Here is a 22,190-nt window from a genome sequence, read left to right as displayed (position 1 = left end):
GGTTAGGAGTGTTAGGGATGGAGTTTAAGTTAGCTCTTCTAGCAGTAAAAGATGTTGAAAAATCTAAGCAGTTTTATAAAGAGGTATTTAATCAAGAAGTTGTTCTTGATTTGGGCAAAAATGTAACCTTTAGCGGTGGTTTCGCTATTCAAGAGGATTTTGCCTGGTTGACGAACTTATCGTCAGGATCAGTTATTAAAAAATCAAATAATATGGAATTGTATTTTGAGGTTGAGGATTTTGAGGCGTTTATTGCTAAGCTTAGTGCCTATGAGTCAATTGAATACGTTCATCTGCCGAAGAAATATGAATGGCAGCAAAGAGTAGTTCGTATATATGATCCCGACTATCACATGATTGAAATCGGTGAGTCCATGGAGGTTATTGCCAGACGTTATCTTGCTAAGGGCTGCTCCATTGAAGAGACGTCGAAAATCATTCAACATCCTATTGAATTTGTAGAAAAATGCAAGCAAAGTTAGCAAAGCAAAGATTTTAAGGCAGTAATCGAACTAAATGAAAGTATATTCATTTTTTTAGGGGTATAAGAGAGCTTAAATACTCAATCACAACTATTTAAAGGACGCCTCGGCGTCCTCATATTATTTTAAATACTGGAATAACTTCCACTTTAAGCGGGAGTCTTACGATTGGATAAAAAAAACTCCCATCATCTCTGATGAGAGTAACTATTTAAGGTTTACAAATCAGGAATTTAACTTGTGGCTGATTTTTTGAGATTTAAGGATAAGGATTGCGCTATACCTTAATCTTCTCCCTTAAGATTTTCGGAATATCCGTTGGAGTTTCAGCAACATAGCCTCCTGCTTTTTTAATCGCATCGATCTTACTTTTGGCCGAACCTCGTCCTCGTTCGACAATATTGGAGGCGTGAGAAAAGCGCTGTCCCTCCGGAGCCCAGGCGCCGGCGACATAGATAACGAAGGGCTTAGTAAACCGGCCTGAGGCAATTACTTCAGCACATTCCTCTTCCTGTGATCCCCCGATTTCAGCATAAACAGCAACTCCTGCTGTTTCTGGATCAGCTTCAAAGTAGGGAAGAAGATCTGCCATGGATGTTCCAAGTACCGGTTCCGTACCGGTATGGACGACGGTACTGACGCCAAAACCGCCTTCCCGCAAAACCCAGGGAATGGTCCCTGACTGTCCTCCACTGCGGGAAAATACTCCAATATTGCCTCGTTGGAAAAATTTATTCGCCCAATCGACGTTACCTCCGAGCCAACCGACAACCGCCTCTCCAGGAGTAATGATCCCGATAGACCCCGGTCCAATAACGCGCGAGCCCTTCATTTGAGCATAAGCAATCATTTCCATAATATCGTGAATTGGCGTTCCTTCCACACAAGGAATGATGTATTTAACTCCAGCATCTGCCGCCTCCATGACAGCCGTTTTTAGCCCCCTTCCCGGGACAAAGAGTACGCTGAAGTCTATCTCTCCGTGTTCACGCGCAATCTCTTTGACCGTATTATAGACGGGAACGCCATGGATTTCTTCACCCGCTTTGCCGGGGCTCGTTCCGCCAATCAGTTTAGTTCCATACTCTTTCATATAGTTTGTACGAACTGATCCTTCTCGTCCGGTAATCCCTTGGACTATGACTTTTGTCCCTTTACTTATCAAAATGCCCATATTTTATCCCTCATTTTCCTAAAAAATTTGAGTTCACTTAGGCTTGCTGACGCTTTTGAAGATATTCATCGAATCCGTTAATCGGAACCTCAATTCGAATTGCGTCCTTGCCTTTGAACTGACAGGCAAACTCGCAGGCCAAGCATTCCGTACCCAGCCGTAAAATCTCTTCCTGACTGCGATGGGCAACAGAAGGTTTGCCTTCGCTATCGATTTCCAATATACCTCTGGCAAATTTCTTACAAGCTTCGGCACAGGCCTTTGTTTCACAACTTGGGCACTTACTGGTGTCAATTTTAATCGTACAGCTTTTCTCAGCAAATTCCATCATGATTTTATCCTACCTTCCTGGCATCTTTCTCTGCCCGATATTCTTGGCTTAAGGCTAAGAGTCGTTCTCCGATAAATTTCGTATCCGTAACGTGTTCTTTTCCGTATATTTCGATTCTTTTTCCGGGTCCATCCGGGGTCATTAAATCTGCCAGGCCGGTCCTGAGGATTTCCAAGGACTCGTCTTCCCGATTGCCGCAGAGAAGAAGAACACAGGGGAGACCCGGTTTTTGAGTCGGCAAAATCTCGCGGAGAACTTTGACAATGGCATGAGCATGATGCCATTGCTCTTGATTGGCCATCATGAAACCTCCAAGGAGATAACCGTCAATATTTGGCTGCGAGAGGACGCATTTTGCCACCCGGTATATCTTTGAACCCACGGGATTTCCACTGGTATCAGCATAGTTCGCAGGTTTTAAGCCAACTTGATTCAAGACATCAAGACCCATCATGGCGGAACCGCCGCCAATGGGGTGATAACCGATATGGTAAGGACTAACTTCGTCATACCCCATATTCATCAGAAATCCTGTTCCCCGGGCATCTGTCTCTTCGATACTCCAGCCAATATAATCAAGCTCTGTCGGCTCTCCGGGAAGATCTCGGGCAATCTTAATCCCGAATTCCGGGTGCCGGCTAACGGAACTATTGTCGATTTCCATCTTGCAATCAGCGCAAATAAGTTCACCGTTTCCTGTCATAATTAAAGGATTGATTTCGAGAGTCTGACAATCGTATTTTTTATACGTTTGCGAAAGTTTGGCAAAGAAGGAAGCAAATTTACTCAAGTCTTTGGCCGGTATTCCCGCTTGACTTGCTAAATCAACTCCATCATAGGTTTGCAGTCCGTTTACTGGGTTGACAAACATTTTGATAATCTTTTCTTCGAGTACACTTTCAATATCCATGCCGCCCTCAGTACTAAACATGACCATGGGGGATCGAGCTTCTCTTGCCCCATTAATCACGAGTGAGACGTAAAATTCCTTTTTGATATCAAGTTTTTCTTCAACTAGTACCTGACGCACCGGTAATCCTTTGACCGTCTTAGCCAAGATTTCTGCGGCGGCACTTGCTGCTTCTTCCGGAGTATTCACTAATTTTACGATCCCTGCTTTGCCGCGTCCGCCTGCCTGGACTTGGCCTTTGACGGCAACAGGACCGCCAATCCATTCGGCAGCTTGCTTTGCCTCTTCGGGCGTAGCAGCTGAACGGCCTTTGGGAACAGGTATACCGGCTTTAGAAAGCCATTCCTTACCTTGATACTCTAAGAATCTTGCCATAATTTCTCCTCCAAAACGTAAAATTTTGATTTTTGATGTTCCGATGTCAATATCCTTGACTGTTAATAAGTGAACAATATTGGAGCTTTCATGAAATCACTGAACGAAATGTTTTTTGTAAACTGAATAGTAACTAACATTTATTAAAGTAATAATAGTAAATCGAAGTAATAATGATTTATCAAAGTAATAATAGTGTCGAAGTGAAACGACGTTTTAAAGATTGTCCATACTATGATTCTTCTGGAGGTGGACTCGCTGTTTTTTCTTTGTAATGGACACATGAGATGACCGAGAATTCACCACCCTGACAATAATACATGCAAAAATCTTCCGTACTTGGATGAAGGATTTCGCAGGTACCTCTGTCTGCACAACTTGCACATAGACATTGAAGACAGAAACCCTCGAAGTTCATTTTCTTTATCCCTCCTTCTGGGGTATTAATAAGTGAATAACTCATTTAAATTACTGCTGCTTAAGAATTGCAATTCTGATGCCAATTTTTAAAGGGACTCTCCTAAAAAAACCTATTGGTATCCTTTGTTCTAATTGGGCAGCTTAAAATCCTTTGATATTGGTAGGTTGCAGCTAAATCGATGAGTCAAAGTTTAATTAGACATAATTTTTCAGGGAAATTCAGATAGCTTAAAATGATCTTAGTTATGCTTGCAACAAAAAGAAATGTTCCAAAGATGAAATTTGTCATTTCATCTTTGGAACAAATAACAACTAGTCTTTTAATTCATTACGTTTTCTCCAAAGAGTGGTACGTCCAATACCTAACTTTTGGGCTACCAGATTTCGGTCGTTCTCATACTGTGCTAACATCGAATCAAGAATTTGTTTTTCAGCTTGATCTAAAGCATCTTTAAGGCCATTTTCAAGATTGACTTGTAGTGAAAACATTTTGTTATTTTTTTTAATCTCTTTATTTAATACTTTGTTTAAGATTCCAATCCAGCTGGGTATGTTTTTAAAATGATCAACTAATAACGATAACTGCTCGATCACGTTACGCAGTTCCCGGATATTTCCCGGCCAAGTATATTCGAGCAATAATGGCAGCAATTCGTTTTCGGTTTTGACATCGAGCTCTTTGCCGAATTTCTGGAAGAAAACTTTCGTTAGTAAGGGAATATCTTCTTTGCGCTCTCGTAAGGGGGGAAGTTTGATGCCAAAGACCTTCAAACGATAATATAAATCATTTCGAAATTCTTCGTGTTTGACCTTTTCTTCGAGGTTCTTATTTGTGGCACTGATTATTCGAATATCCACAGGTATAATTTTATCGCCGCCAATATGCATGATTTCTTTTTCCTGCAAGACTCTCAATAACCTGGCTTGCAATGATTTCGGTATTTCGCCGATTTCGTCCAAAAAGATTGTTCCGTTGTGAGCCAGTTCAAATAAACCCAGCTTCCCTTCTTTTTTAGCGCCTGTAAAGGCGCCGCCTTCATAACCAAATAATTCACTTTCCAGTAAATGTTCAGGAATAGCAGCACAATTCACGGCAATAAAAGGCCCGTTAGCACGTTGGCTTGAATTATGAATACTCTGAGCGAATAGTTCCTTACCGGTTCCGGATTCGCCTTCGATCAAGACAGAAGATTGGGTGGTCGCATACAAAGCAGCCATTTCTTTAAGTTCAAGCATGTTGGCGTTGTTTGTCAGAATATCTTCAAAATGATGCTTAGCTATAAATCCTTTATGATAAATCCGCTTACGAATTTGTTGCTCCAAGTTCTGGACTTTTGTAACGTCTTGAAATGTACTCACGACACCGACCGGTTTGTCATTGAGAAAAATGGGTTGACGAGTAGCAGTTATTATCCCCCCATTGATCTTTTGAAGATAAGCGATTTCCGGTTCGCCATTCTTATAGACATTAGGAATTCCGGTATTGGGAACGATGTCTAAAACCTGTTTTCCCAGGGCATCTTCTTTCGGCAAACGGAAAATCCGTTCCGCTGAGGGGTTGAAGGTGACAATTCGATTTTGTTCATCCGTGACAATAATTCCCTCAGCTATGGAATTCAAGACTGCATTTAAGCGAATGGCTTGATTTCTGACGAGTTGATGGACTTGAACGACGTGTTTCGTTTCCAGGATCGAACGGTAAACAGTTTCTTCTCCGGAACATATCTCAATTCCTTCTAAACCTTCTTCTTGAGCTAACTGAATGGCAACATTGCCGCCGATAATTACTTTTAGGCCACGCTTTTTAACATCGCTTACAGCCTGTATAATATCTTGTTTATTTAAATATATATATTCATGGAGAGTTTTGTTGAACATCGCTTCAATATCTCGTATACCATATATGTTTCGCCCATAGTTGAAGAAGGCGATGTCATTTACTTCTTTTGGAACTTGATACATAGATCGAACGATATTAAACTGGGTAATCGGAACGGAAATAACAGGGATGTCTACCACCCGCCTAATATACTCGGCAGTACCTCCTCGGCTCAAAATTGCATCTACTTTAGGTTCGATTTTCTGCGCAAGATTTGCAGCTTCCTCGAAGGCAGCAAATACATTGATATAGTTTATGCCTTCGCGTTTTACTGTTTTTTCAAAGACCTCAGATAGTTTTGGATAGCTGGCAATTAGGGCGAGATTGAGTTGATCTAAATCACGTTTATTGTTCATACGAATCCCTCCCAGATAAGATTAGCCAAGTAAGGCGGTTCCAGAGGGGCATTTCCTCATCTTAAATAGGCGCAAAAGAGCGCGTTTCTTATTGTGATACGTCGTTTCATTATATGAATACATTAATTCGATTACAGAAACGTAGCCAAAAGCCCACAGTTTTAATCGTGGGATGAAGGCGGCTTCGTAATTTCATGTAAATGTAAATGTCTTAGCACTATGATAAACTAGTATTAGTTTGATCTTTGAAAACTGGATAGAGTAAGAGGTTCTGATAGCTAATGCGTCTATCAGGTAAAACTCTATGTGTCGTCAAGAAAAAAGACGTTAAAACGATCGCTTTCAAAGAAACTGTGGTAGCTGGTAACAGGCTATCAGCCTAGAGTACCATTGTGTACTGCTCTAGGACGGGCTAATGGCATAGCCCTGAACTTGGGGTCATACTCCGATAGCAGAAATGTACTTCGGTTTAATCACCCAAGAATCCCATCGGCTTTAGCCGTGGGAGTGTCAATACTCATGTTATGGATTATAACGCGAGTTCCTTAGCATCAATTTTGCATAGATATGAGTTGAAAATATCATATCTATAATTTTTTTTCAATAATTAATTTTTCCATATTTCATACAGATCCTATGATTTGCAATGCTGTTTCAACTAAACGATGTTGCACGCCAAAGGAATAATTCAATTGAGATGTCATTGAGGATTTTGACAGGACAGTTTTCTGCTTTGTTTATGGAGCAATATAGATTACAATAAGAAAGATATATGCTCCAGAATCCATTAGCTTCATAAATTCTTCCCTATGTATAAGGCCTGCATAGTAGACAATAGATTTTCAAATGGATGTTTCAAAGGATGAGTGAGAAAATGAAAAAAATTATTCTAAGTGCAGATAGTACCTGTGATTTTGACGATAAACTAAAAGAACGATATGAGCTGAATTGTTGTCCATTACATATTCTTTTAGAAGAAAATGATTTTCGGGATGGAATTGACATTACACCAGATGACATTTTTGATACTTATCAAAAAAGACATATCTTGCCTAAAACAGCAGCTCCGAATCCTGCAGAATACATCAATTATTTTAAAAGGTGGACGGATGAAGGATATGAGGTTATCCATTTGAGCTTGGGATCAGGACTTTCGTCTTCTTACCAGAATTGTTGTATAGCTGCACAGGAATTAAAAGGTGTCTATCCGATCGATTCAGGCAATCTCTCAACAGGAATAGGTCTTCTTGTAATTGAGGCGGCTGAACGTCTAGCAAAGGGAATGTCGGCTGAGAAAATCTTTGAGGAGGTTAAAGCTTTAAGGAGCAAGGTTCAGGCGAGCTTTGTCCTGGATAACTTAACTTATCTTTATGAAGGGGGCAGATGCTCTGCTCTTGCTGTCTTCGGGGCTAACGTCCTTAGTATTAAACCTTGTATTGAAGTGGACAATAGCAGCGGGAAAATGAAGGTCGGCAAAAAATATCGAGGTGCCTTCGATAAGGTTCTGAAATCCTATACAATAGATAAGTTACATGCCTATCCCGATATTAATTTAGATAGGGTATTTATAGTTCATTCCGGTATATCCTCCGAATATATCAACCTTGTTCGGAAAAATGTTGAAGAAATCATGGGTTTTAAGGAAATCATAATTGCAAAGGCCGGCTGTACGATTTCTTCTCATTGCGGACCTAATACACTTGGCGTAATGTTTATGACCAATTAACTTTAAAAAAAATCTTACTCTAATAACATAGAAATTTAAGCCATAATCAAGGAGCAACAATGAGGTTATGGCTTTTTTATTGCAGAGGAAAGGTATATTGTCGACGGATGATAGAGCTGAGCGGGTGGAGTTCCTCTGCGGAACGTGTAAATGGGGAACAATAAAAGATCAAAATAATATGTTAAAATAGAAATGACTTATAAAGACAAGATGGAAACTTAGCTTGTCTGGAAAGTGAGGAGATATGTCTATGTGTGACAGAATTGAGCCTTTGAAGGAAGATTCTTCCAACTTAGATACTCGCTTAACTATACGTGAACGAACAGAAAAAAATGAAGAACGACTATCGGTTTATGCTGCTAAGAGTAAAACGGCCCTTCGAGAACGTATGGAAGAAGAATGCCCCATCCGTACAAAATTTCAGCGGGATCGGGATCGGATTTTACACAGCAAACCCTTTCGGCGTTTAAAGCATAAGACTCAGGTTTACATCGCCCCTTCAGGGGATCATTATCGTACGCGAATGACACATAGTCTTGAGGTTTCACAAATCTGCCGCACCATTGGACGAGGTTTACAATTAAATGAAGATCTTATTGAGGCGATTGCTTTAGGGCATGATGTCGGCCACACTCCCTTTGGACATGTTGGTGAAGAGGCCTTGCAGAAGATCATTGGGCGCTTTGAACATAATGAACAATCGATTCGAATTATGAAGGTACTGGCACGTGACGGCTTAGGTTTAAATTTAACAAAGCCTGTTCTTGACGGGATCTTGAACCATACTGGAGAGGGAATTCCGTTTACCCTTGAAGGTCAAATTGTCAAAACCGGTGATCGTATTGCCTATCTCTGCCATGATTATGATGACGCTTTACGGGCAGGGTTATTATCCCAAGACGATTTGCCGCAAAACGTGAAGAAGATATTGGGAGAAAAGCCCAGTGTTATGATTTCGAATATGGTCGTTGATATGATCGAAGCGTCGAAGGGAAAATCTCAGATTCGCCAGACTCTTGAAGTTGGGGGGGCAATGAACGAGTTTAGACAGTTTATGTTTGTAAAAGTATATAACAGTGCTGCCTTGCGGGAGGAACGTCGTAAAGGACAGTACATTGTCCAAGCTCTGTTTGACTATTATATAAATAATATTGAAAAATTGCCGAGCAATTATTTAGCTTGGGCCGAAGGCGATAAAACTCAAGCTGTAGTCGACTATATTTCCGGATTGACTGATAATTATGCCATTGATCTCTTTACAACTTTATTTATCCCGCGCTAAGACCGGCAGGGGTAAAGCAGGGTGCAAAAAAGAAAGACTATAGAAACTGAAATTCGTTTGCTATAACCTTTCTCTTAGCAATTGTCAATAATATAGGATTGTTTTTATACAAGGGTATAAGTTTTAGAAAAGAGAACCAAACTAAGGTTTGGGCAAAAGTCTGAAATCACAACCTATAATTTACATGACCTACTTACTACTTACGTAATTATTTGCGAATCAAACTTGGGTTACTCTTTAGCGGAACACTTGTATCTAGGCTTCCAAGAATAGCATCTTGTTTTTGCCCTTCTAAAAGGAACTGAACGCTTTGAACACCAGGCAAGTTCGTTATGCTGTCTACGATACTGTAGATAGTCATTAATTCAGCGTCCGATCCGCCGCCAAAATTCGTTCGAAATTGACTCGAAAGACTAAGGGTAGCAACACCGTCTTTAACAACAGCACTCCTCAAGATCGTTCCTTTAGGAAGGGGAGGTTCTAAACCTGAAGGAGGAGATGACAGCTCTTTAAACATTGCTTTAATAATTTCTTGATTTGAAACTTCAACAGTTCGTTGAGCAGGAACTAAAGCGCTCCCATCGGCATTAGGAAAGTAAAGTGTTAGTTTTACTGTTTCTGCTTGCGTTGCAGAACTTTCCGGTTCACTTGTTGAAGGTGAGGAGGGGGTTAATGGTGTAGTAGTTGTTTGGTTATCTGATGACGACTGGGTTTGCTGAGTTTTTGCTGAGTTACATCCCGCCAAAACTGTGACGATAAGTAATAAGGCTATTAACATGAAACTATGTACTTTATGAATACCTTTAGTCATAATTTCTCCTTCCTCAAAATCGTGCTGTTTTAACAGGCCTATAAAGAACGATGCCCACAACAAATTTAGTTTATTGCTTATTCTAACATGCTTTTTGATAATGTTAAAGGGTATGGGAAATTATTCCATAACATATAGTCCCTTAAGGGCTTTTTTGAAGAAGAAAAGTCATAGTTATGCGGCAAATATTTGTCGAAGAAAAGAGGGATTATGGACTAAAAGAGAGAATTAAATAGATCTTGAACTGAGAATTGCATCCTTCTTAAAACTAATTCTTGATAAGGGGTTTAAAAAAGAGGATTCCGTGAATTTTCGGCGAAGAATTGTTATAGAGATAGGGTTGACAAACCATCTGAATTGTGAAAGCAAATCGAAGGGCGAAGAACGTGGAAAACAGGGTTCATGAGGAATTAATTCCAGACGAAGTGATCGAAGAAGTGCGTATGCGTACTGAAATCGTTGAGGTCATATCTGAATATGTCAGCTTACAGCGCAAAGGCAAAAATTTCTTAGGCCTTTGCCCATTTCATGCTGAGAAAACACCAAGTTTTACGGTGACTCCAGAAAAACAAATGTTTTATTGTTTCGGTTGCCATACGGGGGGAAATGTTTTCTCTTTTCTTATGAAAAAGGAAAATTGGACGTTTTTAGAAAGTGTTCAAAGGTTAGCGCAGAGGTGCGGTGTTGTGCTCCCGGAAAAAGAAATGTCGACTCAAGAGCGAGAAAAGGCTCGGCTCCGACGTCGCTTTGAAGAAATTAATGAATGGGCAGCCAACTACTATCATGATCTTCTGTTAAAGTCACCCGAAGGGGAGCCCGGGCGAAGTTATTTTAAAAAGCGCGGTATAGATTCCGAGACAATGAATAAATTCCGTTTAGGGTATGCTCCAGATCGGTGGGACGGTTTACTTGAGTATTTGCAAACACGCGGAGTACAGCCTCCGGAAGTCGCTGAAGCTGGGTTGGCCTTGGAAAGAGGAAAGTCAGACAAGAATGGAAGGAAGTTTTACGATCGTTTTCGCAATCGAGTACTATTTAGTATTCTTGATCACCGCAATATACCGATTGCTTTCGGTGGACGTGTTTTAGATGATTCTGTTCCGAAATATTTAAACTCACCTGAAACGACTTTTTTTAATAAGAGGCATCATCTTTACGGAATGCATCGAGCTCATCAAGGAATTCGAGAAAAAGGTTATGCACTTTTGGCTGAGGGTTATATGGATGTTATTGCGCTTCAGAATGCAGGGTATCCTAATGCCGTAGCATCCTTAGGGACTGCTCTAACACGGGAACAGGCTAATCTCCTGAAAAGGTATGCAGGGCGCGTCGTTCTTCTGTATGACTCTGATGATGCAGGTCTCAATGCTGCCATACGCGGAGGAGAGATCCTTCGCGATACAGGACTTCAGGTTGAGGTCGTAATCTTGAAAGGAGCAAAAGATCCCGATGAGTTTTTAAAAAATCACAGCCGTGAGGATTTTGACAAACTTGTTAAACAGGCAGTGACGTATGTTGAGTTCAAATATCAAACATTGACTCACAACCAACCTCCGCAGAACATTTTAGAGAAAGCTGAGCTTGTGCATAAGCTTGCTCCTGATATCCTTAAGGTGGTCAGCCCAGTTGAAAGAGAAGGGTACGAACGGTTCTTAAGTTTAGAGCTGGGGCTTACATTAGAAGCGGTACAGCGTGAGATTAAAAGCCTGCGACAGAAAAAAAGTAAAAAAGAACGTTCTGGTGAATATTCGCCACAAAATCCGATTAGTTCTGAGAAAAATAGGGATAATATTAGTAATGCCATTATATGTAAGAGCGATTCGGAAGCCCCTCAGCCGACCGTTGATCTGGGGGTATATAGAGCGGAACGGACACTTTTGCGCTTGTTATTAGAAGATATCTCCTTAATAAAAAAAATTAAGGAGCAATTAGGAACCTCTTTTTGGAGAGTTTCCACGCATCAACAAATTTTTGATTATCTCGATCAGGAAGGCAGTTTACCTAACCGTAGCAATGAAACGGTTCAAAGTCGTTTGGCAAGCCTACTCCTGGAAGAGTTTGATACATCCCAAACTGAGCGGTTGCTTGAAGATTGCATTCAAGGTATTCTCTCTGCTCAAACAGAGGAGACCGTTGAAGATCTGCAGGCTCGTATGGTTGCCTTAGAAAAATCCGGTGACATGGCAGGGGCCATGGCTCTGTTGAAAGAGATAGGAGAGCGGTTGAAACGTGGCAAATAGTAAGGTTAAAGGCACTCAAATGAAAGATCCTAAGGAGGACAGGGGACAATTGAAACAAGAGCAGCAAATGGACAACGTTCAGGCTCTTATACAAAATGGCAAAAAGAAAGGTTCCCTAACCTACGGAGAGATTATGGATGCTCTTCAAGGGATTGAGCTTTCTGCGGATCAAATCGATGATATTTACCAACAACTTGCTCAAATGGGAATAGACGTTGTGCCTGGGCCTGAGGATGTTGAACAGGAAGTCTTAAAAAAGGGCAAAGTTGACGATGATGATGACCTCGTGGATGATCCGGATGATATCGAAGAAGAGACAGAAGTCGATCTTTCCGTTCCAGAAGGGGTAGGTATTGATGATCCTGTCCGCATGTATTTGAAAGAGATTGGCCGGGTTCCTCTTTTATCAGCTGAAGATGAGATTGAGCTCGCCAAAGGCATGGAGGCGGGAGATGAAGAATCAAAACGCCGTCTTGCGGAGGCTAACCTACGGCTGGTAGTCAGCATTGCTAAACGTTATGTTGGCCGGGGTATGCTCTTCTTGGACTTAATCCAGGAAGGCAATCTGGGCTTAATTAAGGCCGTAGAAAAATTCGACTATACCAAGGGGTACAAGTTCAGTACCTATGCAACTTGGTGGATTCGCCAAGCTATTACACGTGCAATTGCCGATCAAGCTCGTACGATTCGGATTCCTGTGCACATGGTTGAAACGATTAACAAACTCATCCGGGTTTCCAGGCAGCTCTTACAAGAGCTGGGACGTGAACCTGCTCCCGAAGAAATTGCCAAAGTGATGGATATTCCCGTTGAACGTGTGCGGGAAATTATGAAAATTGCTCAAGAACCGGTCTCTTTAGAAACTCCCATCGGGGAAGAAGAAGACTCTCACTTGGGAGATTTTATCCCCGATGATGATGCTCCCGCTCCAGCTGAGGCAGCTTCTTTCATTCTCCTGAAAGAGCAATTGGAGGAAGTTTTGGAAACGCTGACGCCACGTGAGGAGAAGGTCCTTCGGCTTCGTTTCGGACTTGACGATGGCAGGACTCGTACCCTGGAAGAAGTTGGGCAGGAATTCGGCGTAACACGAGAAAGAATTCGGCAAATTGAGGCCAAGGCTTTAAGGAAATTGCGTCATCCGAGTCGAAGTAAGAAGTTAAAGGATTACTTGGAGTAGTTAAATAATATCAAGATTTAAGATTTTTAAAATAAAAGCTTGACTATTTCGGAAAGATTAACTATAATAATCCGTGCAAAGGGCATTCCTCGATAGCTCAATGGTGGAGCAACCGGCTGTTAACCGGTAGGTTGTAGGTTCGAGTCCTACTCGGGGAGCCAATTTATTTTTCTTTTTAGGGCCCATAGCTCAGCGGTAGAGCCCCCCGCTCATAACGGGTTGGTCCTAGGTTCGAATCCTAGTGGGCCCACCACATTCGTAGTTGGAGATACGAGGTTCGTAGTTCGAACGGTGAATTAGATTAATAATGTGAAGCGCAAAGTTCTTGTTTGAATGGATTGAACCACAAACAATGAATATCAAATATCGATTCGGGCGATTAGCTCAGCGGTAGAGCGCATCCTTCACACGGATGAGGTCATTGGTTCGAGACCAATATCGCCCACCAATAAAGCAAATGATGGACTGTGGCAGCTATGCCAGAGTCCATTTTTAATTTAATCCTTCTTGTTTCTCTGATGCGTATTTGGATATAATACTTTAGAATCTAATTTTAAATAAGGAATATTTTTATGAGGTGACCTATGACCTTTTCAATGACATTGGGTCCGCGTCTTCAGTTGGTTGCATCCCTTGTTCCTTTAAACGCCAGCCTTGGGGATATTGGGACAGATCATGCTTATTTACCGATTGCGCTTGTAGAAGCCCAAAGAATTGCCAAAGCCGTTGCCGTTGATGTTCATGAAGGGCCTTTTAAATCCGCCTTAAATGCGGTTAAAATACGGCAGCTAGAACCGGTTATTGATGTAAGATTGGGAGATGGGCTGAAGCCTCTTGCAGCAGGGGAAGTAAATGTCTTAACCCTTGCCGGGATGGGTGGAAAGACCATGTTAGAGATCTTCGCTGCTCGACCAAAGGTATTACAAGCGGTGACGGATTTAATTGTACAGCCTCAAGGAGGGGAAAGGACTTTACGTTTGTCTCTTTTAAACAGTGGGTGGCGATTAAAAACAGAACAATTGGTAAAAGAAGATGAGCGCATCTATACAGTTATGGCTTTTTCCAGAGATGAAGGCCAAACTATGGCTGAATTATCCTGCCAAAAGGATGTCTGGCTCCAACGACTAAGCCCTCAAAAGCCGGAGGATAACAAGTTTTTAGGGCACTCAATGATCGTTGATAAGCTAGTCTGGTATTTTGGCCCTTTGATTTTAGAGGAAGCCGCAGACCTTCTGAGAGAATATCTGGATGATTACAGCGAGATGCTTAGGCGACAATTAGAACAAATGAAGCTATCCAATAAATCGGAAACTCTTGAAAAAATCAGAGATGTATCTGAGGAGTTGGTTTTCGTGGAGGGAATCAAAAAATGGCAGTATCCATAGGTCTTGTGGCACAACATATTGAAAAACTTGCCCCGAAATGCTGGGCCGAAGAGTGGGACAATGTTGGTCTGTTAGTTGGATCTGGTTCTGCGCCCGTTGAGCGCATTTTGATTGCTTTAGATGGAACTTTAGAGGTAATTGAGGAGGCTAAAGACTTTGGGGCGCAGCTTATTGTTGCCCATCATCCGCTTATGTTTCGGCCATTGAAAAATTTGAGGTCGGATAATCCTGCGGCAAAGATTCCCTTAACATTGTTCAACTATCAGATCGGATACTATGCGGCACATACAAATCTTGACCAGTCGAGGCTGTCATCCAGCATTACATTAGGAGAGATTTTGGGCCTAAAAGAACTAAAGCTTCTTGAAGAGCAAAGTAATAGCAGTAACTATAGCCGCCAAGCCAACTTAAGTTCAGCAAATTCCACAGAGGAACTTCGTGGATATGGAGTTATTGGTTACTTGGAGCGCCCGGAACCATTGGAAGTTGTCTGGGAGAACTTTTTGGAAGGTTTGCTGCAGTCAAATTGTTATGCCCATCCTTATAATTTGACGGGAGTACGTTTAGCCGGGTCACTAAAAAAAGATGTACGCAAGGTGGCAATTGTCAATGGCAGCGGGGGTCGGTTTGTGCCGAAGGCACTGTTTAAAGGTGCGGATTTACTAATCACAGGAGATGTGGATCATCATGCGGTCCTTGATGCCCTTGAAGGAGGAATGGCTGTGGGTGACCTTGGCCATTTTCTAAGCGAAGCACCTATGCTTCAGGCATTATACTATTACCTGTCTTCTGAAAGGTCGCTGCAAGGTATAGAATTTAAAGTTAGTTCAAAAAATGTATCCCCTTGGCTATAAGCTAGGGGATTTTTTTTACTAACCTGCCGCTTGCGTCAGAGGTTCCTCAGCTATAAAAAGTAAATTGTAGTTAAGAATTAATCAAAAAGTTTGTGAAAGTGATAATTAATACTTGACACTGAATGAGGAATCATGTTATTGTATGTATATAGAAAATAATCAGAAAATAAAATTAAGGCCAAAATATAGTTGTTAATTTTGAATTGTTTTTGGTCTGAAATTTTTAGTAAAATAACTGAAGGAGTTGATAGCATCATGAATCGAGCAGAAGTTCTCCGCATGGAACGCGAAAAAGTTTTAACCAATTTTAAAGAAGATAATGCAAATCGGGCAAAATGGTTAGCAGCCTTGATGGACATTGACGATGAAATGGAAGAAATGGAAAAGAACCAAAACTCTCCATTTGACCAAAACTGATTTTTTTAGTAAAATAACTGAGCGAAGTAAGCTAGATGATCGCGGGAGCAGGGACTGAAAAGTCGCTCCTGAGGAAAGTCCGAGCTCCATAGGGCAAGGTGCTGGGTAACGCCCAGTGGGGGTAACCCCAAGGAAAGTGCAACAGAGATATACCGCCTATCCAGAGACCAGTCATCAGAGGATGGAAGTCAGATATAATTAGTTCTGTTTCTGACATCTGGATTCCGATGACTGACTTCCGGATAGGTAAGGGTGGAAAGGCGAGGTAAGAGCTCACCGGCAGTCAGGTGACTGGCTGGCCATGTAAACCCCACCTGGAGCAAGACCGAATAGGGGAACGATGAACGGCCCGTTTTTGTTCCCGGGTAAGGTCGCTGGAGGCTGTCGGTAACGGCAGTTCGAGATAGATGATCATCACCTCCGCAAGGAGAGACAGAACTCGGCTTATAGGTTCACTTCGCCATTCTTATGGGAAACTGCTCATGTATAATGATACATAGCCGTTTCCCTTCAGTTTTATTAAGATCAGAAAAGGGAGAATCAATGGATTTGATTCTCCCTTTTCTGATCTTAATGATAGACATTTATCCAAGCGTAAGACTCCCACTTCTTTAAGTGGGAGTGGGTCCCCCGCCGAAGTCTCGATGTTCAGCTTTAGCTGAACGAGTTCACTAAAAAGAGAAGTTCTTTAAACCCTTATCTGATTAGAATGGTTTTCAAAAAACATTGGGGGATTTTAAGAACTAAGGTATAAACTCAAAGTATAACATATGGTATAAATTCGAAGTGCAAAAAGTCGAAATATGTTGAAAGAAAGATGTTGGTTTGTGCAATAATTTGACTTATTATATATACATATTAGCAATTTGATAGATTGAACTTATTTTATACGATAATAGCTCAAATATTTGTTTCTTAAGGTAAAGAAAGCGGGGATCAATGGTCGTGGATTTGGTATTGAAAAAGTTAAGCCCAAATTCAATAAAAGAGCAAAGAACACCTTTAGACTTATTTGATTCAAAGGGTAGGTTATTGCTTGCAAAGGGAAGCTTAATTACCTCTAATGTCTTGGCGAAGCTTAAGCGACAAGAAGTATATAAGATGGAAACTCGAAATGAAAAAAGAGCATTAATCAAGGCTTCTAAGACAATTAAGGAGTTTTCTAAGGACGTTTATGTAAAACTTGTTGGCTGTTTATGGAGAATCTATCATGAGGCCAAACTCTTACAGCCACAGCATATTGAAAAAATGCTTACTTTGGTTCAAGTAATTATGGAAGAAATACGGACGAAAGATACGTTCTTGGATTTGGAAGGTAATCGAATTAATCTTGAAAGGTATAAACAACATGATTTTGGGACCTATATGCATGTTTTGAATGTGGCTTTATTGTCTGCAATTATTGGGCTACAGCTGGGTTACAATGAAAATAAGCTTAAGAATTTAATTTTGGGAGCCCTGCTTCATGACTTAGGGAAATTACAAGTGCCTAAGGAAATTTTAAACAAGCCTGGAATTTTGACGGAGGAAGAGCGAGATGTTATTAAGCAGCATCCTCTTTTGGGAGAAGAAATGTTGAAAGATGCCCGTCTGAGATCTTCAGTGCTCGCTACGATTAAAGAACATCATGAACGCTGGAATGGCAGAGGATATCCCTTTGGTTTGAAAGGTCAGGAGATTTATCAAGATGCCCAGATTGTAGCGGTGGCAGATGTCTATGAAGCTCTCACGGCTGACAGGCCTTATCGTAAAGGTCTTCCTCCATACCAGGCTTTGGAAATGGTCATTGGCGGTTCTGGAATTGATTTTAATCCTCTTATCGTTAAAGCCTTTCAGGAATCCCTGATTCTCTACCCAGAAGGTTCCCTAGTCACCTTAAATACTGGCGAAATTGGAGTTGTGGCAGCAATATACCGCTGAACATGCCGACTCGGCCACTCCTTCGTCTTTTATATGATCAAGAAGGACAATATTTCAAACAAACCATGTATGTCGATTTACTGCAAGACTTAACTCGTTTTATTAAACGATTAGAATTCAATCAATCCGAATGAGAAAGCAGGTATAAATTTTAGAGATGCTGCGAAAACTTAGGTTAAAAATACAAACTTTGTGTTTATCTTTTTAGGGGGAGAAGTAAGAGAGGCTATAAAGGAAAAAAGACAAGGAGTACTCTTTCTAATGGGTCTTAATTCAGAACTTTCTCCAATGGCCGTGGCCTTAGGTTCAATTATGCTGGGGGCCACGGGACAATTTCTATTTCGCTTAGGCATGCTGACATATGGAAAAGTTACAGTTACGGGGATTTGGCGGCAACTGGGAGCGATTATTTTTACTCCGGCTATTTTTTTAGGATTTATGTGTTTTGGGTTAAGCTCGTTTCTATGGCTTGTGGTTATATCACGCTGGGAATTAAGTTATGCCTATCCTCTAGTTGCTCTAGGGTATGTAATCGCCATCTTTTATGGTACATTGATTCTGCATGAAAATCTTTCATTTCCCAAAATTATGGGCAGCATTCTTATTTTGGCGGGGATTAGTGTTCTGGGCTTGTGGGCGACATAGCTTTAAAGAGAGCTTTAAAGAGAGCTTTAAAGAGAGCTTTAAAGCACAGTTGTAAGCTGCTGACAACGGAAGATCCGTGTAGATTTTGAGAATAAAAGGGCTGTGGCGAGGCGAAATAGAGCAAATGTTGTCGAAAACGAAAGTTGCAAGAAAAATATGAATAGGATAAGATAATCTAAACCCTAGAACTTAAAAAAGTCTTTAGACTAAAAAAAGGGGCGTGTGTTGGATGCAATTCAAAGATTTTGGGCGCGGAGCACGGATCGAGTTATCCAAAATGGCCAAGTTACTAGGAATGAAGTTTATTGGGTATAATTCAAAGGATCAGCAAGTATCCCTTGAGGTTCACGGCAAAGGTGTTACCTATCCCTTAGAGGAGTTTATCCAGCAATACGAGAGGATCTGTCCTACTGCTTAATTGGAATTTTCTAAAGATGAAATAATGAAGAGGAGCTTTTCTCTTGGCTTTACGAGAATAGCTCCTCTTAATATTTATCCTTTTTGATAAAAGAAGGAAGAAACGGCTTTTAAACCGAGGTGTTGCATACCAAAGAGATGTTCAGTACTGCCGGTAAAAAGGATTCCTCCTGGTTTAAGAGCATCTGTGAACTTTTTATAGAGCATTTCCTTGGCTTCGTCTGTAAAATAAATGACAACATTTCGACAGGCAATAAAGTCAAAGCCGGTTTGAAATCGATCGGTTAGGAGGTTCTGGTGCTGGAAGGTGACTAATCGTTTTACCGATTCTTTAATTTGATAGCCCTTGTCAGTTGAAATAAAATATTTTTGCAGGAATTCAGGGGGAGTACTTGCAAAATCATTTTGTTTGTAAAGGCCTTCCTTAGCTTGATTCAAAACATTAATGTCAATGTCTGAACCCAAGACTGTAAATTTGCTATTCGGGAAGTATTCCATCAAGGTCATGGCTAAAGAATAAGGCTCTTGTCCGCTCGAACATCCGGCGCTCCAAAGCTTTAGAGGGCTTTTGCTCTGAAGGAGCTGGGGGATAATGGACTCTTTAAGAGTTTTCCACTGATTTGTGTCGCGAAAAAACTGAGAGACATTAATGGTGAGATGTTTAAAAAAAGCGTCATATAAACTTTGATCTGAATTGAGGGCTTTAAAGAACTCAGGAAACGTTGGGTAACCGTGGGAGTTCATAAAACTAAGAATTCTTCGCTGCATTTGGTTTTGTTTATAAAATTTAAGATCAAGTCCGCTTTTAGGATGAAAAGCTTTAATAAAGTCCTCATAGGTATTGGAAATGGGTGCTATAGCCAAAAGGATGACACCTCTCTCTTTGAATAAATTAGTATGATATTGTCACTTCACCAAAGCCTGACATTAGGCAAAAAGATCCACGATGAGTCCCCTAATCTCATCGATCTTGGTTAAAACTTCCAAGGGCTTAGCTTGTTGGTCAAGAAGCTGTTTTCCAAGATCTTCTAAAGCGTGGTCGATTTTGGAGATTCGAGCCATAATTTTCGGACGGCCGTGGAAATCCCAGGAGGACTCTTCCTGCATTTTTCGGCTTTGACCAAAGGTTGAACGCAGGAAGGATTTAACCATATCACGAAAATCTTTTAAGTCTCGAATGGAAAGAGATTGAGCTAACTTTTTGCCCTGGGTCTCAAGACGCTCGAGAAAGGCTTGAAGTTCGGTCTTTTGAATGTTTTGAGTTTGGGTCAAGACTCCTTTAAAATCGACTGTACGTTCTGAGGAATTTTGAGAATCAATCGTGGAAGAAGAGGCTTGAGCTGGTGTCTCAATGCGAATAGCCATCGTTATTCTCCTTTAGAAAGGATATTTATAATGCAAATTCGTAGGGCTTTTTCAAAAACGTTGTTAGGACTCGGGGCAAGCCTTTTGTCTCGGAGTGTCTTTCCAGGCTTCTAATGCGTTGCTGTCGTTGAAGAAACGTTACTGGTGGGTTCCGTAACATCATATTTCGAACGAAGAATGACAAGGTCGATGCGGCGGTTTTTAGCTCTTCCCGCTTCTGTATCGTTAGACGCAATTGGCCGGTATTCTCCGTAACCGGTTGCGGAGAGACGATTAGGGTCAACGCCGTCATGCTGTAAAATTTGCACCACATTAGTAGCACGGACCACCGATAATTCCCAGTTGCTGGGGAACTGGGCGGTATGAATCGGTAAATTGTCCGTATGTCCTTCAACCCTGATTTGATTGGAGGATGATTCAAGGACCGTGGAGACTTTCTCTAAGATATTACGGGCATAAGGAGTTATATCTGCCGAGCCGCTTTCAAAAAGCAAGGTTTCTTGAATACTAACGACAAGGCCGCGTTCTTCGACAGACGTTACTAAGGTGGATTGAATGCCATTATCAGAGGCAAATTTATCGAGTTTAGCCTTTATGGTTTCGATAGACTTGTTATCTGCATCCACATTTCCTTGACCTGCCTTTTGGTTGTTATTCTGCGTGGTCGTGGAGGGTTTGACAGTATCACTTTGAGGAGTTTTAGGAGGTATGGCAGCCGGTCCTGATGGACTGGTTGCCAATTGTATTTTGGCAGAACTGCCTCCGCTTAAGGCTGAGTTCAAAGCCTGAGCCATGGCCTGAAACTTTTCAGAATCAACTTTACTCATCGAGTAAAGGACAACGAAGAAAATCATAAGTAAGGTAATAAGGTCTGAATAGGTGAGCAGCCAACGTTCCCCGTTCTCCTTTTCAACTTCTTCTCCGCGTTTTCTACTCATCGGCTCTCACTAACTGCAGGACGGCCTGCTGCCGCTGCACCTTCTTCATCATTGTCTTCAGAGGGGAGCAAAGAACCGACGTGGGTTTTTAATTTTTCTCTGAGAATAGATGGGTTATCGCCTGCCTGGATCGAGAGGATTCCGTCTCGAACCATTTCCATAGCGGCAACCTCCGCCTTGTCTTTCATTTTAAGCTTTGTGGCAATAGGAAGCCAGAGAAGGTTGGCAGAGGAAACACCATAAAGGGTAGCAATAAAAGCAGATGCAATTGATTCAGAGAGTGCTGACGGATCAGATAGATTACCTAATACCTTAACGAGTCCCATAACAGTTCCGATAATTCCCATGGTTGGTCCAAAACCGCCGGCTGCTTCAAAGACGGATATGCCAACTTTATGGCGTTTTTCCAGGACAGCGATATTTGATTCCAGAATTTCCTCAGTGATTTCAGGATCTGTGCCATCAATGACCAGCTGTAACCCTTGACGAGTAAAGCGATCGTTAACAGTCTGGAGTTCTTGTTCAAGGCTTAATAAACCTTCGCGGCGGGCTTTTTCAGCAAAACCAATGAGAGCTTCATAAGCTTCTGCGGTGCCAAAGGTTTGGCTTGTAAAAGCAACCTTAAGCCAATGCGGGAGGTGTTTGAGGTCCGAAAGAGAAAAGCTGGTTAAGACTGCTCCGGCGGTTCCTCCGAAAACAATAATTGCTGCGGAAAATTGGAAAAGGGCCCCAAGAGCGCCGCCTTCCAAAAGATATCCCATGACTAGAGCGCCTATTCCGGCGATAACGCCAATTAACGTTGATAAATCCATGTTTCTTGCCACGACACTCCTTTATACATTAGCAATAGAGATCATAGTTCCAGTTTGTGAGAAAAGAAAGAGAATAATCTGGATCCTCTGGCCCAGTTGCTTTTCTAAATAAAGGGCTGCGACATACCTCCCTTTGCGTTTATTACATGATTTTAGCGTAGAAGCTTAGATTATGGGAAGCGGAAAACATCTCCCTACAATTAATATCGACAAAATTTACTCTAAACTTTAGTATCTCTACATAATACAAATAAGTATTTATCCGGTTTTTTAG

Annotated in this window: 20 protein-coding genes, 3 tRNA genes and 1 other RNA gene; 15 read left to right on the top strand and 9 right to left on the bottom strand. The window is 41.4% G+C overall.

Annotated features, from left to right (window positions below):
- Positions 1–17 precede the first annotated feature (17 nt).
- Positions 18–482, top strand: a complete 465-nt coding sequence (locus tag DEAC_RS09510; protein WP_047809831.1) for a glyoxalase/bleomycin resistance/dioxygenase family protein — start codon at positions 18–20, stop codon at positions 480–482.
- Between the two features lie 277 nt (positions 483–759).
- Here DEAC_RS09510 and DEAC_RS09505 read toward each other — a convergent pair whose 3' ends face one another.
- The 4 genes from DEAC_RS09505 to DEAC_RS09490 all read right to left on the bottom strand — a co-directional run bounded on the left by DEAC_RS09505 (position 760) and on the right by DEAC_RS09490 (position 5,927).
- Positions 760–1,656 carry a succinate--CoA ligase subunit alpha gene (locus DEAC_RS09505; protein WP_047809830.1) on the bottom strand — a complete coding sequence of 299 codons (897 nt, stop codon included), beginning with the start codon at positions 1,654–1,656 and terminating at the stop codon, positions 760–762.
- 37 nt (positions 1,657–1,693) lie between these two features.
- Positions 1,694–1,987 (bottom strand): hypothetical protein, encoded by a 294-nt coding sequence (locus DEAC_RS09500; RefSeq protein ID WP_047809829.1) that lies wholly within the window; start codon positions 1,985–1,987, stop codon positions 1,694–1,696.
- A gap of 4 nt (positions 1,988–1,991) precedes the next feature.
- The gene (locus tag DEAC_RS09495) at positions 1,992–3,272 is read right to left on the bottom strand and encodes an ATP-grasp domain-containing protein (protein WP_047809828.1); all 1,281 of its coding nucleotides are present in this window, start codon (positions 3,270–3,272) and stop codon (positions 1,992–1,994) included.
- A gap of 732 nt (positions 3,273–4,004) precedes the next feature.
- A complete protein-coding gene (locus tag DEAC_RS09490; protein ID WP_047809827.1) occupies positions 4,005–5,927 on the bottom strand; it encodes a sigma 54-interacting transcriptional regulator in 1,923 nt (640 codons plus the stop codon).
- 874 nt (positions 5,928–6,801) lie between these two features.
- Here DEAC_RS09490 and DEAC_RS09485 point away from each other — a divergent pair.
- A complete protein-coding gene (locus DEAC_RS09485) occupies positions 6,802–7,653 on the top strand; it encodes a DegV family protein (protein WP_047809826.1) in 852 nt (283 codons plus the stop codon).
- A 250-nt stretch (positions 7,654–7,903) separates the two neighbouring features.
- Entirely contained in the window at positions 7,904–8,935 is a 1,032-nt protein-coding gene (locus DEAC_RS09480; RefSeq protein ID WP_047809825.1) for a deoxyguanosinetriphosphate triphosphohydrolase, read from the top strand.
- Positions 8,936–9,143: 208 nt separating this feature from the next.
- Here DEAC_RS09480 and DEAC_RS09475 read toward each other — a convergent pair whose 3' ends face one another.
- Positions 9,144–9,746: a GerMN domain-containing protein gene (locus tag DEAC_RS09475; RefSeq protein ID WP_053006359.1), complete on the bottom strand. Its 603-nt coding sequence runs from the start codon at positions 9,744–9,746 to the stop codon at positions 9,144–9,146.
- A gap of 443 nt (positions 9,747–10,189) precedes the next feature.
- Between DEAC_RS09475 and dnaG the strand changes: the two genes are divergently transcribed.
- The 12 genes from dnaG to DEAC_RS09420 all read left to right on the top strand — a co-directional run bounded on the left by dnaG (position 10,190) and on the right by DEAC_RS09420 (position 18,802).
- A complete protein-coding gene (gene dnaG / locus DEAC_RS09470) occupies positions 10,190–11,986 on the top strand; it encodes a DNA primase (RefSeq protein ID WP_053006376.1) in 1,797 nt (598 codons plus the stop codon).
- Positions 11,976–13,163, top strand: a complete 1,188-nt coding sequence (gene rpoD / locus DEAC_RS09465) for an RNA polymerase sigma factor RpoD (RefSeq protein WP_047809823.1) — start codon at positions 11,976–11,978, stop codon at positions 13,161–13,163. The genes dnaG and rpoD overlap by 11 nt, the downstream gene beginning before the upstream one ends.
- 86 nt (positions 13,164–13,249) lie before the next feature.
- Positions 13,250–13,324: transfer RNA gene (locus DEAC_RS09460), tRNA-Asn, on the top strand.
- A 17-nt stretch (positions 13,325–13,341) separates the two neighbouring features.
- Positions 13,342–13,416 (top strand) — tRNA-Ile (locus tag DEAC_RS09455).
- A gap of 120 nt (positions 13,417–13,536) precedes the next feature.
- Positions 13,537–13,611 (top strand) — tRNA-Val (locus DEAC_RS09450).
- A 136-nt stretch (positions 13,612–13,747) separates the two neighbouring features.
- Complete coding sequence (locus DEAC_RS09445; RefSeq protein ID WP_047809822.1) at positions 13,748–14,548, top strand: tRNA (adenine(22)-N(1))-methyltransferase; 801 nt, start codon at positions 13,748–13,750, stop codon at positions 14,546–14,548.
- Positions 14,533–15,402 (top strand): Nif3-like dinuclear metal center hexameric protein, encoded by an 870-nt coding sequence (locus DEAC_RS09440; RefSeq protein ID WP_047809821.1) that lies wholly within the window; start codon positions 14,533–14,535, stop codon positions 15,400–15,402. The genes DEAC_RS09445 and DEAC_RS09440 overlap by 16 nt, the downstream gene beginning before the upstream one ends.
- Before the next feature lie 255 nt (positions 15,403–15,657).
- The gene (locus DEAC_RS23740) at positions 15,658–15,819 is read left to right on the top strand and encodes a hypothetical protein (protein WP_162531698.1); all 162 of its coding nucleotides are present in this window, start codon (positions 15,658–15,660) and stop codon (positions 15,817–15,819) included.
- Between the two features lie 23 nt (positions 15,820–15,842).
- An RNA gene (gene rnpB, locus DEAC_RS22205) (RNase P RNA component class A) lies at positions 15,843–16,282 on the top strand.
- 482 nt (positions 16,283–16,764) lie between these two features.
- Positions 16,765–17,739, top strand: coding sequence for an HD-GYP domain-containing protein (locus DEAC_RS09430; RefSeq protein WP_242847115.1), 975 nt, complete (start codon positions 16,765–16,767; stop codon positions 17,737–17,739).
- Between the two features lie 261 nt (positions 17,740–18,000).
- Positions 18,001–18,384 (top strand): EamA family transporter, encoded by a 384-nt coding sequence (locus DEAC_RS09425; RefSeq protein WP_047809819.1) that lies wholly within the window; start codon positions 18,001–18,003, stop codon positions 18,382–18,384.
- 229 nt (positions 18,385–18,613) lie between these two features.
- Positions 18,614–18,802, top strand: coding sequence for a hypothetical protein (locus tag DEAC_RS09420; protein WP_047809818.1), 189 nt, complete (start codon positions 18,614–18,616; stop codon positions 18,800–18,802).
- A gap of 74 nt (positions 18,803–18,876) precedes the next feature.
- On the opposite strand, the gene DEAC_RS09415 is transcribed toward DEAC_RS09420, so the two are convergent.
- From DEAC_RS09415 to DEAC_RS09400, 4 genes are all read right to left on the bottom strand, one after another.
- Entirely contained in the window at positions 18,877–19,665 is a 789-nt protein-coding gene (locus tag DEAC_RS09415; RefSeq protein WP_200903116.1) for a CheR family methyltransferase, read from the bottom strand.
- A gap of 63 nt (positions 19,666–19,728) precedes the next feature.
- Positions 19,729–20,166: a YaaR family protein gene (locus tag DEAC_RS09410; RefSeq protein WP_047809817.1), complete on the bottom strand. Its 438-nt coding sequence runs from the start codon at positions 20,164–20,166 to the stop codon at positions 19,729–19,731.
- 110 nt (positions 20,167–20,276) lie between these two features.
- A complete protein-coding gene (locus DEAC_RS09405; RefSeq protein WP_047809816.1) occupies positions 20,277–21,104 on the bottom strand; it encodes a flagellar motor protein MotB in 828 nt (275 codons plus the stop codon).
- Positions 21,101–21,916, bottom strand: coding sequence for a flagellar motor protein (locus DEAC_RS09400; RefSeq protein WP_047809815.1), 816 nt, complete (start codon positions 21,914–21,916; stop codon positions 21,101–21,103). Before DEAC_RS09400 ends, DEAC_RS09405 begins: the two co-directional genes overlap by 4 nt.
- Positions 21,917–22,190 lie beyond the last annotated feature (274 nt).

Origin of the sequence: Desulfosporosinus acididurans (assembly GCF_001029285.1) — a bacterium.
In the GTDB taxonomy this organism is placed as follows: domain Bacteria; phylum Bacillota; class Desulfitobacteriia; order Desulfitobacteriales; family Desulfitobacteriaceae; genus Desulfosporosinus; species Desulfosporosinus acididurans.
This window is presented reverse-complemented; position numbering and strand designations above follow the sequence as displayed.